The sequence below is a fragment of the Azonexus sp. GW821-FHT04F04 genome, assembly GCF_059420025.1.
The window spans coordinates 415790-433965 of the sequence record NZ_JBWKSX010000001.1; the positions used below are offsets into that span (position 1 = coordinate 415790).

An 18176-nucleotide genomic window follows, 5' to 3' on the forward strand; every position below is an offset into this window, starting at 1 on the left:
AATGAACATCGAAATCAAGAACGGTCGCGTAATTGACCCGAAAAACGGCGTTGACCGCAGCACTTCGCTCTACATCGCCGACGGCAAGGTCGTCGGGCTGGGCGAGGCGCCGGCCGGCTTTGTCGCCGACAAAAGCATCGACGTCGCTGGCTGCGTTGTCTGTCCGGGCCTGATCGACCTCGGCGCCCGCCTCAACTCCATCGAAGCCGAACTGGCCGCTGCCGTCGCCGGGGGCGTGACTTCGGTGGTCGTCCCGCCCGATGCCGATCCGCCGCTTGACGAGCCCGAACTGGCTGACCGTCTGGTCCATCGCGGTGCCGAAATCGGCAAGGCGCGCGTCCTGCCGCTTGGCGCCTTGACCCTCGGCCTCAATGGCGAGCGTCTGGCCGAGCTAGCCGGCCTCAAGAAAGCCGGCTGCGTTGCCTTCTCGCAGGCCAACCGGCCGGTCACCGACACCGAAGCCCTGCTCCGCGCCATGGAATACGCCGCCACCTTCGGCTTCGCCATCTGGCTGCAGCCGCAGGATTACTGGCTGTCGCGCAACGGCATTGCCCATGAGGGCGAGGTTTCCAGCCGTCTCGGTCTGGCCGGCATTCCGGTCGCCGCCGAAACCATTGCCGTCGGCACCATCGTCCAGCTCGTGCGCGATACCGGCTGCCGGGTGCATCTGACCCGCCTGTCGTCGGCCGCCGGTGTGGCGCTCGTCCAGCGGGCACAACACGAAGGCCTGCCGGTCACTTTCGACATCGGCGTCCATCACCTGCTGCTGACCGAAAACGACATCGGCTACTTCAATCCGCACGCCCGTTTCAGCCCGCCGCTGCGCGCCCAGAGTGATCGTCAGGCCTTGTCGAAAGCAGCCGCTACCGGGCTGGCCGCCATCTGTTCCGACCACACGCCGGTCGGTGCTGACGACAAGTTGCTACCTTTTGGCGAAGCCAAGCCGGGGGCGACCGGGCTTGAGGTCTTGCTGCCGCTGACCCTGAAATGGGCCGAAGAAGCCGGTGTCAGCCTGCCTGACGCGCTGGCCCGCATCACCTCGGCACCGGCTGCTGTCCTCGGCCTGCCCAGTGGCCAACTCGGCGTCGGTGCTGCAGCCGACATCTGCATCTTCGACCCGGAAGCAACCTGGCAATTGACGCCGGAAGCCCTCAAGAGTCGTGGCAAGAATTCGCCATGGACGGGCTACATGATGACCGGCAAGGTGAAGTCCACGCTGGTTGGCGGACGCGTTGTTTATCAGGCTTGAGGTGTTTGCGCGGGACGTTCAGCAGTAATTCGCCTGCCCGTCCGAGCTGTCTATTCATGGTTTAATCGCCGCATGGATCCACAGCTCACGACGGCCACCCAGCGCATCATCAAAATCCGGCGCGACTACAACACCTGGGTTGCCAACGAAACCCTGGAAGACTACGCGCTGCGGTTTACCCCGCGCAGCTTTCGCAAATGGTCGGAACTGCGCGTCGCCAATACGGCCTTTGGCGCGGCCTCGTTTCTCGTGCTCGAAGCGGTCGGTGCGACGATGCTCGTCCAGGCCGGTTTTCTCAATGCCTTCTGGGCGATTCTCGCCACCGGCCTGATCATTTTCCTGATCGGCCTGCCGATCAGCGTCATGGCGGCGCGGCACGGGCTGGACATGGACCTGCTGACGCGCGGCGCCGGTTTCGGCTACATCGGCTCGACGATCACCTCGCTGATTTACGCCAGTTTCACCTTTATTTTCTTCGCCCTCGAAGCGGCGATCATGGCCTACGCGCTCGAACTCGCCTTCAAGATACCGCCGGTCTGGGGCTATCTGATCTGCGCGCTGGTCGTCATTCCACTCGTCACCCATGGTGTCACGGCGATCAGCAAACTGCAGGCATGGACCCAGCCGCTGTGGATTTTCCTGCTCGTCCTGCCCTATGCTTTCCTCTTCCTTGAAGACCCGCAGGCGCTGTCCGGCCTCTGGCAATACGGTGGCGAGCGGGGGGGAGATGCCAGTTTCAATCCGCATCTGTTCGCAGCGGCGCTGACCGTCGGCATCGCGCTGGTCACGCAGATGGCCGAGCAGGTCGATTACCTGCGTTTCATGCCGGAAAAAACGCCGGCCAACAACCGTCGCTGGTGGCTGGCCGTCATCATCGGCGGGCCGGGCTGGGTCGTGCCCGGCGTGCTCAAGATGCTCGGCGGGGCGCTGCTCGCCTGGCTCGTGCTGCGCAACGGCATCCCGGCCGAGAAGGCGGTCGACCCGAACCAGATGTACCTGATCGGTTTCTCGCACGTCTTCGACAACACGACGCTGGCGATTGCCGCGACGGCGCTGTTCGTCGTTATTTCGCAGCTCAAGATCAATGTCACCAACGCCTACGCGGGCTCACTGGCCTGGTCGAATTTCTTTTCCCGGCTGACCCACAGCCACCCCGGTCGCGTGGTGTGGGTCGTCTTCAATACCCTGATCGCGCTGTTGCTCATGGAACTGGATGTTTTCCAGGCGCTCGGTCAGGTGCTCGGCCTCTACTCGAATATCGCCATTTCGTGGATGGCAGCCGTGGTCGCCGACCTCGTCATCAACAAGCCGCTCGGCCTGTCGCCGCCAGGGCTGGAGTTCAAGCGGAGCCATCTTTACGACATCAATCCGGTCGGCGTGGGCGCCATGGCCATCGCCTCGGCGCTGTCGGTCGGCACCTTCGTCGGGCTGTTCGGCGAGGCGTTGCAGCCTTATGCCCCCTTCGTCGCGCTGGCCGCCGCCTTCCTTGTTTCGCCGCTGATCGCATGGGGAACGGGCGGTCGCTACTACCTGGTCCGCCCGAAAGAGATTCCCACGGTCAACCGGAAAAAATGCTCAATTTGCGAACGTGACTACGAGGGCGAGGACATGGCTTACTGCCCCGCCTATCAGGGCGCGATCTGCTCGCTGTGCTGCACGCTCGATGCCCGCTGCCACGACTTGTGCAAGCCACAAGCCAGTCTTGGCGCGCAATGGAACGCCGTGCTCCGGCGCATCCTGCCCAAGGCTGCGCTGCCTTATCTTGAGACCGGTCTCGGCCATTACCTGCTGCTGATGACGGGCATCGTGCCGATTCTGGCGCTCATCCTCGGCGTGCTCTACACCCACGAACTACTCGCGCTGGGCGCGCCGGACTCAGCCGTCATTGCCCGCCTGCAGGACAGCTTCATCAAGACCTTCGCCGCGCTGCTCATGCTCTCCGGCGTCATCGCCTGGTGGATGGTCTTGACGCAGGAAAGCCGGCGTGTCGCGCAGGAGGAATCGAACCGCCAGACGCAGCTGCTCATGCAGGAAATCGAATCGCACCAACGCACCGACGAGGCGCTGCAGAAAGCACGGGTCGTCGCCGAGCACGCCAACCAGGCCAAGAGCCGCTACATCACGGCGATCAGCCACGAGCTGCGCACGCCGCTCAACAGCATCCTCGGCTACGCCCAGATCCTCGCAGCCGACGAGGACGTGCCGCCCAATCGCGCCCAGGCGGTCAGCGTCATCCGCAAATCCGGCGATCACCTGCTGTCTGTCATCGAAGGCACGCTCGACATTGCCCGCATCGAAGGCGGCAAGCTGACGCTCGACGTCAAGGCCATGGACTTTCCGGAACTCATGCAGCAGATCGTCGGCATGTTCGAACTGCAGGCGCGCAACAAGGGCTTGTCGTTCGAATACCGCCCGCTCGGCGAAGTGCCGGCCGTCGTTCGTGCCGACGAAAAACGCCTGCGCCAGATCCTGATCAATGTATTGGGTAACGCCGTCAAATTTACGCTGCGCGGCGGCGTCACTTTCAGCGTCGAATGCCGGCGCGACATGGCGATCTTCGAAATCCGGGATACCGGCCCCGGCATCCCGGCCGCTGACATGGAGCGCATTTTCGAGCCCTTCACGCGCGGCAGCAGCGTGCAGGCCGGTGGCAGTGGCGTCGGCCTGACCATCGCCCGCATGCTGACCGACCTCATGGGCGGCGAGATGCAGGTCTCCAGCACGCCGGGCGAGGGCACGCTGTTCCGCATCCGGCTCTTCCTGCCCTCCGTCCATTCGGCACAGGCGGCGAAGGAGTTGCCCAAACTCAACCGCATCGGCTACGTCGGCGTGCGCCGGCGAATCCTCGTCGTCGATAACGAAAAGGTCGATCGCGACCTGCTGCAGAACGTCCTCGAACCGCTCGGCTTCGTCGTCGAGCAAGCGGCCAGCGGCTATGAATGCCTCGCCGCCGTGCCCCGTTTCGCGCCGCACCTCATTTTCATGGACCTCGGCATGCCCGGCATCGACGGTTGGGAAACTATCCGCCGCCTGCGCCAGCAGGGCCACAACGAGGCGGCCATCGCCATCCTGTCGGCCAATGCCTACGACAAGGGGCTGGACAACGATGTCGGCGTGACGCCTGAGGATTTCATCGTCAAGCCGCTCAAGGTCGACGAACTGCTCGCCTGGCTCGGCCGCAAGCTCGACCTCGAATGGGTGACGGCCGACGCCCCCGCCGCAGTGGCACAGCCCACGCCGGCCGAACCCCTGCCGCTGCTGCCGCCCGATGAAACCGAACTGGCCGCGCTCGATGAACTGATCACCCTCGGCTACCTGCGCGGCATCCTCAACAAACTCGCCGAAATCGAGCGCCTCGACGCCAGTCACGGCGAATTCGTCCGCGTCCTGCGCGATCTTGCGCGACAATTCCAGTTCGATGCGATGAAGGAAATTCTCAGGAAAATGCGCGATGCCGCCCGTTGATCGCACCATCTCCGACATCGTCCTGATCGTGGACGATGTGCCGGAAAACCTCTCCCTGCTGCACGATGCGCTCGACGAGGCCGGCTACACCGTGCTCGTCGCGACGCACGGCGAAGCGGCGCTGCAACGCGCCCGGCAGAGCCTGCCCGACGTCATCCTGCTCGATGCGCTGATGCCCGGCATGGACGGCTTCGAGGTGGCCCGCCGCCTGAAGGCCGACTTCACGACCCAGCACATCCCCATCGTCTTCATGACCGGCCTGACCGAAACCGAGCACGTTGTCGCCGCCTTCGCTGCCGGCGGCGCCGATTACGTCACCAAGCCGATCCGCCCGGCCGAGGTGCTCGCCCGCATCGCAGCCCACATGGCCAACGCCCGGCAGATGAAACAGGCGCGCAGCGCGCTCGACGCCTTCGGCCAGGCCACCGTCGCCGTGCGCGCCGCCGACAGCAAGGTTGTCTGGCAGACGCCACTGGCCCGCAGCCTGCTCAACGCCTATTTCGCCAACCCGGAAACCGTCGCCCCGGAAGAACTGCTGAGCTGGATCGCCGCCGCCCTGCGCGCCCGCGCCGACGGCCGCGATGCGCCGGCGCTACTCATCGCTGAAGGCAACAAACGCCTGCTCGCCTCCTTCCACGACCAGACCGGCGACGACGAATGGCTCGTCGTGCTGCGCGAAGAAAACGACGCCTCAGCCGTCGAATCCCTGATCGCCGCCTTCCGCCTGACCCAGCGCGAGGCCGAAGTGCTTTATTGGGTGGCGCAGGGGAAGACGAGCAACGACATCGGCGAAATCCTCGGCAACAGCCCGCGCACGGTCAACAAGCACCTCGAACACGTTTTCGAGAAACTCGGCGTCGAAACCCGCACGGCCGCAGCCAATCTGGCCATGAGCAAGATGCGCGGCGCCTGAGACATTTCAATTTTGGCCGTTTTTTCGGGTTGACCGTGGATGGCTGTTGTCGACCCGCTGCCGACGTACAAGTCACCGACGTCTCAATGGCGGTTTTTTGCGGTCAAGCCGTCGCTCAGCCCCTCCTCTTTTCAAACCAGTTCAGCAAGGTCTCGTAAAGTACCTCCGGCATGACTGGCTTGGAAATGAAGTCATCCATCCCCGCTTCGAAACACTGATCCTTGTCCTCGGCAAAAGCATTTGCCGTCATCGCGAGGATGGGGGGCGTTTGATGGCCAAGCAATTGCCGTATCTCTCGGGCTGCATCCAGGCCGTCCAGTACCGGCATCCGCATGTCCATCAGGATCACATCGTAATTGCCTGAACGGGATTTTTCTACGGCCTCCCGGCCGTTTTCGGCCAGATCGATCTGGAGTCCCACGTCCTCGAGCAGCGCCTGGGCAATTTCCCGGTTGATCGGTTCATCTTCCGCCAGCAGGATGCGCTTGCCGACATGGTCGCGCTGTATCGTCTGCTCGACGGGTTCGAGTCTGGCCTTGGCGGCTTCCTCGGCTGAATGCGGGCTCTTCTTGAGGACAACGGTGAACCAGAAGGTACTGCCTTGGTTTGGGGTGCTGGTGACGCCGGCGGTGCCGCCCATCACTTCGGCGATCTTCCGGGTGATAGCCAGGCCCAGACCGGTGCCGCCGTACTTGCGCGTGGTCGAGTTGTCGGCCTGCTCAAAGGCACTGAAGAGCTTGGGCAGGGCTTCGGGGGCGATGCCGATGCCAGTATCCTCGACCTCGAAACGCAGGGTCGTGGTTTTATCGGCCTGTGCTTCTTCATTGACCCGCAGGGTGATGTGGCCGTGCTCGGTAAACTTGATGGCATTGGCTACATAGTTAAGCAAAGCCTGTTGCAGTCGGGTGGCGTCTCCATGGAGATGATGGGGTATCGAGGCAGTTTCGATGCTGAAGCGCAAACCTTTGTCCCGTGCCTTCTGACCAAGCAGGAGGGCGACATTGTCGAGCATGGCTTCGAGGTGAACCGGAGCGTCTTCCAGCGCAAACTTGCCGGCTTCGATCTTGGAGAGGTCGAGTACATCGTTGATGATCCGTAGCAGGTGACTGCCGGCGTTCTCGATTTTGTTGATCTTGTCGGCCTGCTCCGGTGTCAGGACGCTACAGCGCAAGATGTGGGTCATGCCGGTGATGGCATTGAGCGGGGTGCGTATCTCGTGGCTCATATTGGCAAGGAAAGCGCTTTTGGCCACGTTGGCGGTTTCGGCTGCTTCCTTGGCGACGCGCAGCTCCCGGGTTTGCGCTTCGACGAGTTGCTGAAGGTGATGGCGATGCTGCAGCAATTCGAGTTCATCCTGCTTGCGCGCGGCAATGTCGGTATGGGTCCCGCACATGCGCACCGGCCTGCCATCCGCGTCACGCTGCATCACGCTGGCCTGGTCGAGAATCCATCGAATGCTGCCGTCCTTGTGAAGCATCCGGTACTCAAGTTGATGCATGTTCGAGCGCCCTTCAATCACCGCTTTGATCGAATCCCACGCGCGCTCCCGATCTTCCGGGTGAATGAAGTCGGTCCACTGCATCACCGTATGCTGGATTTCGCTGTGCGTGTATCCCAGCATCACGGCCCACCGTTCGTTCCGGTCCACTTTGCCGGCGGCAATGTCCCAGTCCCAAAAACCGAGCTCCGACCCTTCCAGCACGAAGCGCAGTTGTTTTTCGCTGCTCTCCAGGGCAAGTTCCGAACGCTTGCGGTCCGAAATGTCCTCTACCATGGCAACGACATAATCCAGACTACCATCCGGCTTGCGCACATGGCTGACCGCCAGGCGCGTATAGACCAGGTGACCATCCTTGTGGATGAAGCGCTTGTCCATCGCATAGCTGTTGATTTCGCCAGCCAGCATGCGGTTGAATTGGGCGAGGTCGGGTGCCAGATCCTCGGGGTAGGTCAGCTCCGTCCATGTCATGCGGGCCAAGTCATCCCGTGTGTATCCCAGCGTCTGGCAAAGAGCGTCATTGACTTCGATCCAGCCCTTTTCCAGACTGGTGATGGCAAGACCGACGATAGAGTGATCGAAGTAGGCATGGAAACGCTCCGCGCTGGCACGCTCTTCTGCGATGACAGCCTTCTGTGCCGCCTGCAATGCCTCCCGCTCCTCGACCCGCTGCTCGTAATTGCGAAAAATCTGGCATAGCAGCATTGTCGCGAGGGGATAGAACAACAGGAGGATCCACCAGGACTGTTCGATGAAGGCATATCCGGCCCGGTTGGGAACCTGTGTGAAGGCCGCCAACTGCATCAACTGCACCACCACCCCAAGCGCAAGGTAGTGCACATGATGCGGCGGGCTGCTGCGCCGCTGCCACCACTGCCGCGCCAGCGCCCCGAGCAAAGCCGCAAACACAATGACCGTGATGCCCACCGGGGCACCAATACCGCCCAGTTGGTAGCGATAGAAGGCCGCCATGCATGCGGCGATGGCCGCGGTCAGGCCCCCGCCGACCACACCGGCCACGGCCAGCACAATCGACCGCCCGTCAAAAAATACGCCGGGCGCGAAGTTCACCGGATTCGACATGCCCAGCAAGGTCACGCTGCCAAACAGAACCCCAAGCACCAGTTGATATTTCAGCGAGGCCTTGTGAAATCGTGAAACGATAAGCTGACCCGTGGCGGCCAGCGCAATCAGGAAGGCAATGTTATCGATCAGATTGATCAGCATTTGTCAGTCGATCTTCGGGCCGCTAAGCAGGATGTTCAGGGAATTCATTCGGGACAACCGACAACCAGTACTGCAATCGAGTCTAACCCATCATCCGCTTACCGACAGGAAGCGGAGGCGTGGGTCATGATTTTTTTTTGGATCTGAAAGTCTCTTGATGGCCGATTGCCGCTTATCACAAGCTCCACGGCATTCGATGGCTAATACCGGCCACCTTCTCTCCTCTGCGTGTCGACATGTCCATTTTGGTCAATTTTTCGGGTTGACCGTAGCAAAGCGGTCGCTGCGTATCCCTACGCAATCTAACGTATTTCTCGCGAACCACCCCGGTCGTAATCTGGCGCTGCACTGCAACAACGCAGTTTGACCAGATTTCCATTCCGAGGAGCTTCCATGAGCAATCGTCGCAACTTCATCAAGGCAACCGTTCTCGCCGTCGCCCTGTCGTCCATCGGCATGGCTGCCCATGCCGCCGACACCATCAAGGTCGGCGTGCTGCATTCCCTGTCCGGCACCATGGCCATTTCCGAGACCGCGCTCAAGGAAACCGTGCTGATGACCATCGACGAAATCAACAAGGCCGGCGGTGTGATGGGCAAGAAGCTCGAGCCGGTCGTCGTCGATCCGGCTTCCAACTGGCCGCTGTTCGCCGAAAAGGCCCGCCAGCTGCTGACCAAGGACAAGGTCGCCGTCACCTTCGGCTGCTGGACGTCCGTTTCCCGCAAGTCCGTGCTGCCGGTTTACAAGGAACTGAACGGCCTGCTCTTCTACCCGGTCCAATACGAAGGTGAAGAGCTTGAAAAGAACGTCTTCTACACCGGCGCCGCACCCAACCAGCAAGCCATCCCGGCCGTCGAATACCTGATGTCCAAGGACGGCGGCGAAGCCAAGCGCTTCGTGCTGCTCGGCACCGACTACGTCTATCCGCGCACCACCAACAAGATCCTGCGCGCTTTCCTGAAGTCCAAGGGTGTGGCTGACGCCGACATCATGGAAGACTACACGCCGTTCGGCCACAGCGATTACCAGACCATCATCGCCAAGATCAAGAAGTTCGCTTCCGAAGGCAAGAAGACCGCCGTGGTTTCCACCATCAATGGTGACTCCAACGTGCCGTTCTACAAGGAACTCGGCAACGCCGGCCTGAAGGCCACCGATGTGCCGGTCGTCGCCTTCTCGGTTGGCGAGGAAGAATTGCGCGGCGTCGATACCAAGCCGCTGGTCGGCCACCTGGCTTCGTGGAACTACTTCATGTCGCTCAAGAACCCGGAAAACGACAAGTTCGTGAAGATGTACCGCGACTGGGCCAAAAAGGCCAAGCTGCCAAACGCCGACAAGGTCGTGACGAATGACCCGATGGAAGCCACCTACATCGGCATCCACATGTGGAAGCAGGCCGTCGAGAAGGCCAAGTCGACCGATACCGACAAGGTCATCGCCGCCATGGCCGGCCAGACCTTCAAGGCGCCGAGCGGCATCATGTCGAAGATGGACGAAAAGAACCACCATCTGCACAAGTCCGTGTTCATCGGCGAAGTGAAGGCTGACGGCCAGTTCAACGTTGTCTGGAAAACGCCCGGCCCGGTCAAGGCCCAGCCATGGAGCCCGTTCATCGCTGGCAACGACAAGAAGAAGGACGAGCCGGAAATGAAGTAATCCGGATTGACTGTCAGTCGCAGAAACGGGGGCCTCGGCCCCCGTTTTTCATTTTGGGCGAAATTTCCGGTTGACCGTGGGAGTGACGGCGGCGGCGGGGTTTGGGCCGCACTTTTGGCATCGAAACTGCTTACTCCCTGCCGGAGGCGACGATGACTGCAGTTTTGTCTGTCATTTGTCGCACATTCATCCTGTCCTTGTTGCATTCGATACTACGGAGAGCATCGTGCCCGTACTGACTGAAAATACCGCCCTGATCGCACTCAAATCCGCCAAACCAACCGGCCTGGGCATGACCCAGCTTGGCATTCCCGTGCTCGACAGCACTCAGGTGAAGAAGGGCAAGCTGCATGAATTTCTGCAGTCCACCGAGGACGGCAAGGTCGGCCGCCGCTACCAGAACATCCGGGTGACCGCGGTCAGGACAGCCGAAGGCGGCGTCGAGTCGGCCAAGGTCTTCCTGCAGTTCGAGGTCTTCGGCGACGACAACGTGCCGGAAGGCGCCTGTGGCGGCTACACGGTGGCGTTGCTGAGCGGCGCGGAGGTTCTGCTGACCCTGCCGGCGAGCAGCCTCTTCCTGCCCTATGGCCGCGCCTGGTACGAGAATCAGGTGGTCTTTGATGTGCCACTCACCATCTTCGACAAGGCGGACCAACTGCAAGTTACGGTTGCGGCCGATCGGGTGCGGGCAATCTGAGCGCTGACGATGGTTCAGGCGGGCGGTGCGATGCCACTGGCCGCCAGCTGTCGTTCCAGCGTGTCGGCGGCGGCCGCGATATCCAGCACGCGCCGGCGCATCAGCGCCAGCATTTCGCCGAGCAGCACGGCCGGCGGCGCTTCCATGACGCCCAGACCAACCAGCCAGCTGGCCAGGGCCGCCTCGTTGCGGTCAAGGGCGCGCGCGGTTTCGCGTTGCCAATCGCTGCCGTAGAGCAGGTGCGCGTTGTCGCGAAAGAGCTGGCGTGCAGTTTCATCGGTAGCCATGGCGTCAAGCGGCAGGGTCGTGCTGCCGTCTACCTCGGCGGCCATCGGCTGCGCTTGCATAACCTCGGCCAGACGGCTCAGTTCGGGCAGGATGGAGCGCACCAGTTCCAGGCCGCTCAGCGGCACGATCCAGCAACGGTGCCTGGCACTCCAGCGCGTCTTCGGTACCCAGCGCAGCAGGCGCTCGATGGTGTCGGTGTACTCGGCCTTGATGATGATGGCGCGGTCGGTGGCATAAACCCACGGGTTGGCAGGCAACGGATGGATGGCGAGGCGGGAAAGGGCTTCTTCGTCGGTCAGCATGGCAGGTGGCGTGCCGGATTAGTCCGGAGGCACAGCCGCAACAGCACTACGACTTGCCAGTTGGCGAGACGGAGGCCTTGGCCGCCGATTTTGATTTTGGCCATTATTTCCGGTTGACCGTGGAATCGCCGTTTTGGCTGCTACAGCGACCCACGGCCTCCGGGCGGTGCCTCAGACGCGCAGCAGGGCCTTGACCAGGCGTTCCGACAGCTGGTCTTCGGTGAATTGCGGCTCATTCGGCGGGTACAGGGAGTTTTCCTCGATCTCGAAACCCTCGGCGGCGGACAGGGCACGGAGTTCCTTGATTTTCAGGCAGGCCTTCAACTGGGCGCCCAGTTCGGGATTGGCTCTGGCTTTTTCAGAAAAGGCCTTGATCGGTGCAACGGACATGATTTCTCCTTGGGTTAAAACAAAATGGGCATTGCTTTGGCAGCCTGCTCAGGCCGGGTAGTCGAGCGTTTCCGGATCGTCTCCGGCGTTCTGAATCACGGCCTGGGCCAGCCTGCCATCCGAGTGATAGTGGTAATCGTGACAAACCTCGATCTCGCCATAAACCACCTTCTCGCAGCGCGTCAGCAAGCCGCCAGCGTCGAACGCCCCGCGGTAGAAAGTGTTGCGGTTGCGCATGTCGTCAGCGGCGAGTTCGCCCACCAGGTGGAGTGGCAGGCGAGCCCCGCTGTAGCTCGTGAAGTAGCGGATCGTCAGATCGGAGGAGTTCATGGCTGGTTCAGGATTGTCGGATAGACCACAAAAACCCGCCAAAAAAGCAGGTCAGGGACTGAACTAGCAAATTCAGGACCAAGCGCCTCCGGCGGCGCCAAAGCCGCGCCGGCACACCCTACGCAATTCATCGTATTCCTGATCGCCGGCCCGCCCCGTAACCTGTCGTTGCACTGCACAAATTGCGGACGGGAATTTGATGAAAAAAACGCTAATAACACTATTGCTCAGCCTCGGCAGCCTGTCGGCGCAAGCCGCGCTCGACCCGGCGCAGGTGCGCCAGCTGGCGGCCGAGGATTCGACGGACAAGGTGGCGGCCATTCGCCAGCTGACGCAGACGGCTGACCCGGATGCCGTGCGGGTCCTCAAGGCAATGTCGGAAGACAGCCTGTTTCTGGCTGGCGACAAGGTCGTGATCATCGACGGCGGCAAGGCTTTCGACGGGGCGACTGGCGAGGCGATCAAGATGCCGGCCAATCCTGAGAGTCCTACGGTCAACAACCGAATCCGGGGTGAATTGGCGAGCGGGCTAGCCGCGCTCAAGTTATTCGACGCCGATGCCACCGTCCGCCTCGCCTCCGCCCAGAAACTGCAAAGCCAGGTGACGCCGGAAATGGCGCCGTTGCTGGCGCGCGCGCTGGACAAGGAAAGCGATGCCGAAATCAAGGCATTGCTCACCCTGGCCTACGCCCAGGCCAACCTGGCCAACACCGACCCCGCCGCCCGTCTCGCCGCCGTCAAGGCGCTGGCCGAAACCTCGTCGCCGACGATCAAGAGCGTCCTGCTACCGCTCACCGAAAAGGCCGGCGAACCCGACGACAAGGTGCGTTACGAGGCCATCGCCGCGGTTAAGGCCATCGACAGCCGGCTGGCCATCGCCGAGAACGTCGGCCGCGCCTTCTCCGGCCTGTCGCTCGGCAGCATCCTGCTCCTCGGCGCGCTCGGGCTGGCCATCACCTACGGCGTCATGGGCATCATCAACATGGCGCACGGCGAATTGCTGATGGTCGGCGCCTACGCCACCTACGGCATGCAGACGCTGTTCCGCGCCTACTTTCCCGACGCTATCGACTGGTACCTGCCGGCCGCCATCCCGGTCGCCTTCTTCGCCGCGGCGCTGGTCGGCGTCGTCATGGAACGCACGGTGATCCGCTGGCTGTACGGCCGCACGCTGGAAACCCTGCTCGCCACCTGGGGCCTGTCGCTGGTGCTGATCCAGTCGGCCCGCGTGCTGTTCGGCGCGCAGAACGTCGAAGTGTCGAACCCGAGCTGGATGTCGGGCGGCATCGAAGTCATGCCCAACCTGATCCTGCCGTGGAACCGCATCATCATCGTCGGCTTCGCCATGTTCGTCCTCTTCCTGGTCTGGGTGCTGATGAACAAGACGCGCCTCGGCATGTTCGTCCGCGCCGTGACGCAGAACCGCCCGATGGCCGGTTGCGTCGGCGTGCCGACGTCGCGCATCGACACCATGGCCTTCGCGCTCGGTGCCGGCATCGCCGGGCTGGGCGGCGTGGCGCTGTCGCAGATTTCCAACGTCGGGCCGGACATGGGCCAGGGCTACATCGTCGATTCCTTCATGGTGGTTGTGGTCGGCGGCGTCGGGCAACTCGCCGGCGCGGTGTGGGCGGCGCTCGGCCTGGGCATCTTCAGCAAGCTGCTCGAAGGCTGGGCCGGGGCGGTCATCGCCAAGATCAGCATCCTCGTCTGCATCATCATCTTCATCCAGAAACGGCCGCAGGGCATCTTCGCTCTCAAGGGTCGGTTCGTCGAGTAAGGCTGAAAACGTCATGAACACGCGCAACACCTTAACCCCCCCCAGCCCCCCCTTGTCAGGGGGGGAGTGCGCCGGCGGTGAATTGACCACCTCTCCCTCCCCTGTCAAGGGGAGGGCCGGGGAGGGGTTTGCCTTTCACATCACCCCCACCCGGAGCCACCATGCGTAAGCCCCTCACCCTCCGCATCCTGTCCTCCCTCGACAAGAAAAGCTGGATCGCCCTCGGCGCTTTCCTCGCCCTCGCGCTGATCGTCGTCCCGGTGCTCCACCTCAATTTTCCGGAAGACAGCGCCCTGCACGTCTCGACCTACGCCATCACGCTGATCGGCAAGATCATGTGCTACGCGCTGGTCGCCGTGGCGATGGACCTGATCTGGGGCTACGGCGGCATCCTGTCGCTCGGCCACGGCCTGTTCTTCGCGCTCGGCGGCTACGCCTTCGGCATGTACCTGATGCGCCAGATCGGCCGCGACGGTTCCTACGGCGCCGACCTGCCCGACTTCATGGTTTTCCTCGACTGGAAGGAACTGCCGTGGTTCTGGGTCGGCAGCGACAGCTTCGGCTGGGTCGCCTTTCTGGTCATGGCCGTGCCGGCCATCGTCGCCTTCGTCTTCGGCTACTTCGCCTTCCGCTCGCGGATCAAGGGCGTCTATTTCTCGATCATCACTCAGGCCCTGACCTACGCCGCCATGCTGCTCTTCTTTCGCAACGAAACCGGCTTCGGCGGCAACAACGGCTTCACTGATTTCAAACGCGTGCTCGGTTACAGCATTACCTCGTCGGAAACCCGGCTGGTGCTGTTCGGCCTGACCGCCATCGCGCTCGCAGTGACGCTGGTTTTCTCTGCGTGGCTGGTCAAATCGAAGTTTGGCCGCGTGCTCACCGCCATCCGCGATGCCGAAAGCCGCGTCATGTTCATCGGCTACAACCCGCTCTGGTACAAACTGACCATCTGGGTCATCTCGGCCGTGCTGTGCGGCATCGCCGGGGCGCTCTACGTGCCACAGGTCGGCATCATCAACCCGTCCGAAATGAGCCCGGGCAACTCCATCGAAATCGCCATCTGGGTCGCCGTCGGCGGGCGCGGCACGCTGATCGGGCCGATCATCGGCGCCTTCGTGGTCAATCTGGCCAAGAGCTGGTTCACCGTCAGCTTCCCCGAATACTGGCTGTTCTTCCTCGGCCTGCTCTTCATCGTCGTGACGCTGATGCTGCCGCAAGGCCTGGTCGGCCTGTGGAAGAAACTGATGGCGAAGAAAGGAGACGCAGCATGCTGAATACCGTCAATATTTTCGAAGACGACCGCCCGGAAGGCAGCGACGGCGCCGATCAGATGGGCCACCTCGTCACCGGCGAACTCGATCTCTCGCACGGCGTCGCGCTCTACCTCGAAGACATCACCGTCAGCTTCGACGGCTTCAAGGCACTCAACAACCTGAATCTCGAAATCAACGCCGGCGAGCTGCGCTGCATCATCGGCCCGAACGGGGCAGGAAAGACGACGATGATGGACGTCATCACCGGCAAGACCCGGCCCGATTCCGGCAAGGCCTTCTTCGGTCAATCGATCGACCTGACCCGCCTGACCGAACCGGAAATCGCCCACGTCGGCATCGGCCGCAAGTTCCAGAAACCGACCATCTTCGAGCAGCACACGGTCTTCGAAAACCTCGAACTGGCCATGAAGACCGACAAGCGCGTATGGAAGAGCCTGATGGCCTGGCTGGCCGGCGACGAACGCGACAAGATCGCCGAAACCCTGCGCCTGATCCGCCTCGATGGCGAAGCCGACCGCCAGGCCGGCCTGCTCTCGCACGGCCAGAAACAATGGCTGGAAATCGGCATGTTGCTCATGCAGGAACCGAAGCTGCTGCTGCTCGACGAACCGGTCGCCGGCATGACCGACGACGAGACCATGCGCACCGCCGAACTGTTCGTCTCGCTGGCCGGCAAGCATTCATTGGTCGTCGTCGAGCACGACATGGCTTTCGTTGAAAAGCTCGGCGGCCTCGTCACCGTGCTGCACGAAGGCTCGGTGCTGGCCGAGGGCGATCTGGCTACTGTGCAGAACGACCAGCGCGTCATCGAGGTGTATCTCGGCCGCTGAGTTGGCCGCTGTACGGATTTCATTTTTGGGCATTTTTTCCGGTTGACCGCAGCAATGCGCTCAGCCAACCCGAACAGGACAAAACATTATGTTGAAAGTCGACACCCTCAACCAGGCCTACGGCGGCAGCCACATCCTGCGCGGCCTTAGCTTCGAGGTCAAAACCGGCGAAGTCACGACCCTGCTCGGCCGCAACGGCGTCGGCAAGACGACGCTGCTCAAGTCGCTGATGGGCCTCGTCAAAACCAAATCGGGCAGCATCACCTTCGACGGCAAGGACATCACCCACCTGCCGCCGCACGAGCGCGTCAAGGCCGGCATCGGCTTCGTGCCGCAAGGCCGCGAGATCTTCCCGCGCCTGACCGTCGAGGAAAATCTGCTGATGGGCCTCGCCACCAAATCCGGCAGCACGCCCATCCCGCAACGCATCTTCGACATGTTCCCAGTCTTGAAACAGATGATGCACCGCCGCGGCGGCGACCTCTCCGGCGGCCAGCAGCAGCAACTCGCCATCGGCCGCGCCCTGGCCATGGGACCGAAACTGCTCATCCTCGACGAACCGACCGAAGGCATCCAGCCCTCGATCATCAAGGACATCGAACGCGCCATCCGCATGCTCGCCGAAACCGGCGAAATGGCGATTTTGCTAGTGGAGCAATACTACGATTTTGCCGAGTCGCTGGCCGACCAGTACCTGCTGATGGAGCGCGGCGAATTCATCATGCGTGGCCGCGGCGAAACGATGCCGCAGGACGGGGTGCGGGAGGCGTTGGCGGTTTGATCACTGAAGTCGCCGTGCCCAAAGTGGCTGATCAGCCAGCGAGCCCTCGCCGCGCTCTCCACCGGATAAAGGCCGCTAGCGCTCGGGTTTTACGAGGTTGAGCGCTGTGAGGTGCATGCCAAGCATGTGATACGGCTCTGGTTGCTCAGATCCACAGCGACCCGAGTCACAGGTCCGCTTGCCAGAAAATTTCCAGCCCCCATTGATCTCATCAATGAATTGATCCTTGACCAGCTCTTGAGTTTGTTCATATCGGCGCCAAAGGTCACGACGGTTGCTGGTCGATGCTGCTACCAGCAGAGCTCGCATACCCTCCGCCTGTTGCCACCAATACTTGTCACGATCAATTGAGCCGTCAGGGTAGGCTCTGTTGAATACGCCACCTTCGATTTCATCGTAACCGGCTTTTATCCCGTATTTCAGCAATCGTTCTGCCACCTCACCATACAGCGCAGGTAGCCCTCGGCGCTCCGAGGTGGCAAGCAGATGGCTCCATTCGAATTGATGGCCGAAGTCAATGTAGCCGCCCTTTTCCTTGGTGGCAAGCGGCTTCCAGTGTTCGTCATACCACTCGGGAATGTAGGCTCCGCCATCATTTTGGCCCTCCAGCAATTTGTAGATCACGAAATTTCCAACACTTTGCGCACCAGCCACCGCTCGTGCGTCGCCTGTTGCATCAATAAGCGCAAGCAAGGCTTCAAACATGTGCATGACCGGGTTTTGATTTCGCAAACTACTTGATGGTCCGAAGTCACGAGGGGCCCCAGGCCGAAACCCGCCATCGGAGTCCCTCAGGTGCTTGTTGATGTCGCTCCACGCAGTTAACGCGGCTGCGCGGAATTTTTCCTCCTTGGTTACCCGAGCAACGTGGGACAGAGCGAAAAGCGCAAAAGCATGACCATACGTATTTTTGCTCTCGTTGATTACTTTGCCATCAGCCGCAACGCTGGAAAAAAAGCCCCCATGTTGAGGGTCGTAGAATCTATCTAGTAAAAACTCGGTGCCTCGAATGGCTGCTTCAAAATAGCGCTTGTCGCCAGTGGTTTCGTATCCAATGATCATCGTAAAAAGCAGGCGACTATGCGTAGTCAGATCGCCCCCCTGAGCGGGCATGGCTTTCCACTGACGATCAAATCCGCTTAACAGAAGACCGGATGGTGTTGGTGCAATGGTTATCCAACGAGCCAAATGGGCATCAAGATCTTGTTTGTGCCATTTGGCGACGATGAATTGACTGGTGCCTGCCGGTCCTTCACATCCGCTCAGAAAAAAGGAAGTAGCCAACAAGCCGCACACAAAGAACAGAGAGGCAAAGATTGAAATAATCGGGGACTTGCTTTTATTGTCCATGAGCTTATGCGTTTTGAGATTCCACTAGGTTGGTTTTACGGCTGCCTCAAGATTGGCGTCCAGAAGAATAGCATTTGTCATCACATTGAATTTTGTCCCAAGAGCCCGAAATCTAGCTAAACATGGCCTGCGCATTCCTGCGTATT

General features: G+C 61.4%; 14 protein-coding genes. 9 read left to right on the forward strand and 5 right to left on the reverse strand.

All coding sequences use genetic code 11. The features are described 5' to 3' along the window. Position 1: 1 nt before the first annotated feature. From AC07TV_RS02015 to AC07TV_RS02025, 3 genes are all read left to right on the forward strand, one after another. Positions 2-1249 (forward strand): dihydroorotase, encoded by a 1248-nt coding sequence (locus tag AC07TV_RS02015; RefSeq protein WP_494646725.1) that lies wholly within the window; start codon positions 2-4, stop codon positions 1247-1249. Between the two features lie 72 nt (positions 1250-1321). Beyond that, a complete protein-coding gene (locus AC07TV_RS02020; protein WP_494646726.1) occupies positions 1322-4714 on the forward strand; it encodes a hybrid sensor histidine kinase/response regulator in 3393 nt (1130 codons plus the stop codon). After that, positions 4701-5627, forward strand: coding sequence for a response regulator (locus AC07TV_RS02025; protein WP_494646727.1), 927 nt, complete (start codon positions 4701-4703; stop codon positions 5625-5627). The genes AC07TV_RS02020 and AC07TV_RS02025 overlap by 14 nt, the downstream gene beginning before the upstream one ends. Positions 5628-5742: 115 nt before the next feature. Here AC07TV_RS02025 and AC07TV_RS02030 read toward each other — a convergent pair whose 3' ends face one another. Next, positions 5743-8352 (reverse strand): PAS domain S-box protein, encoded by a 2610-nt coding sequence (locus AC07TV_RS02030; protein ID WP_494646728.1) that lies wholly within the window; start codon positions 8350-8352, stop codon positions 5743-5745. 393 nt (positions 8353-8745) lie between these two features. Here AC07TV_RS02030 and urtA point away from each other — a divergent pair, with 393 nt between their 5' ends. After that, positions 8746-10008, forward strand: a complete 1263-nt coding sequence (urtA, locus tag AC07TV_RS02035) for an urea ABC transporter substrate-binding protein (RefSeq protein ID WP_494646729.1) — start codon at positions 8746-8748, stop codon at positions 10006-10008. 226 nt (positions 10009-10234) lie between these two features. Then, positions 10235-10705 (forward strand): hypothetical protein, encoded by a 471-nt coding sequence (locus AC07TV_RS02040; RefSeq protein ID WP_494646730.1) that lies wholly within the window; start codon positions 10235-10237, stop codon positions 10703-10705. A gap of 14 nt (positions 10706-10719) precedes the next feature. Here AC07TV_RS02040 and AC07TV_RS02045 read toward each other — a convergent pair whose 3' ends face one another. The 3 genes from AC07TV_RS02045 to AC07TV_RS02055 form a co-directional block, all read right to left on the reverse strand. After that, positions 10720-11295: a hypothetical protein gene (locus AC07TV_RS02045; protein WP_494646731.1), complete on the reverse strand. Its 576-nt coding sequence runs from the start codon at positions 11293-11295 to the stop codon at positions 10720-10722. Between the two features lie 171 nt (positions 11296-11466). Beyond that, a complete protein-coding gene (locus AC07TV_RS02050; protein ID WP_226496396.1) occupies positions 11467-11685 on the reverse strand; it encodes a Nif11-like leader peptide family natural product precursor in 219 nt (72 codons plus the stop codon). Between the two features lie 48 nt (positions 11686-11733). Beyond that, positions 11734-12015, reverse strand: coding sequence for a DUF6156 family protein (locus AC07TV_RS02055; protein ID WP_494646732.1), 282 nt, complete (start codon positions 12013-12015; stop codon positions 11734-11736). 199 nt (positions 12016-12214) lie between these two features. On the opposite strand from AC07TV_RS02055, the gene urtB reads away from it, so the two are divergent. From urtB to urtE, 4 genes are all read left to right on the forward strand, one after another. Then, complete coding sequence (gene urtB / locus AC07TV_RS02060; RefSeq protein ID WP_494646733.1) at positions 12215-13792, forward strand: urea ABC transporter permease subunit UrtB; 1578 nt, start codon at positions 12215-12217, stop codon at positions 13790-13792. Between the two features lie 161 nt (positions 13793-13953). Next, positions 13954-15069, forward strand: a complete 1116-nt coding sequence (gene urtC, locus AC07TV_RS02065; RefSeq protein ID WP_494646734.1) for an urea ABC transporter permease subunit UrtC — start codon at positions 13954-13956, stop codon at positions 15067-15069. 56 nt (positions 15070-15125) lie between these two features. Then, positions 15126-15899, forward strand: a complete 774-nt coding sequence (urtD, locus tag AC07TV_RS02070; protein ID WP_494647371.1) for an urea ABC transporter ATP-binding protein UrtD — start codon at positions 15126-15128, stop codon at positions 15897-15899. Between the two features lie 88 nt (positions 15900-15987). Beyond that, positions 15988-16680, forward strand: a complete 693-nt coding sequence (gene urtE / locus AC07TV_RS02075; protein WP_494646735.1) for an urea ABC transporter ATP-binding subunit UrtE — start codon at positions 15988-15990, stop codon at positions 16678-16680. Between the two features lie 75 nt (positions 16681-16755). Here urtE and AC07TV_RS02080 read toward each other — a convergent pair whose 3' ends face one another. Continuing rightward, complete coding sequence (locus AC07TV_RS02080; RefSeq protein WP_494646736.1) at positions 16756-18030, reverse strand: AGE family epimerase/isomerase; 1275 nt, start codon at positions 18028-18030, stop codon at positions 16756-16758. Positions 18031-18176 lie beyond the last annotated feature (146 nt).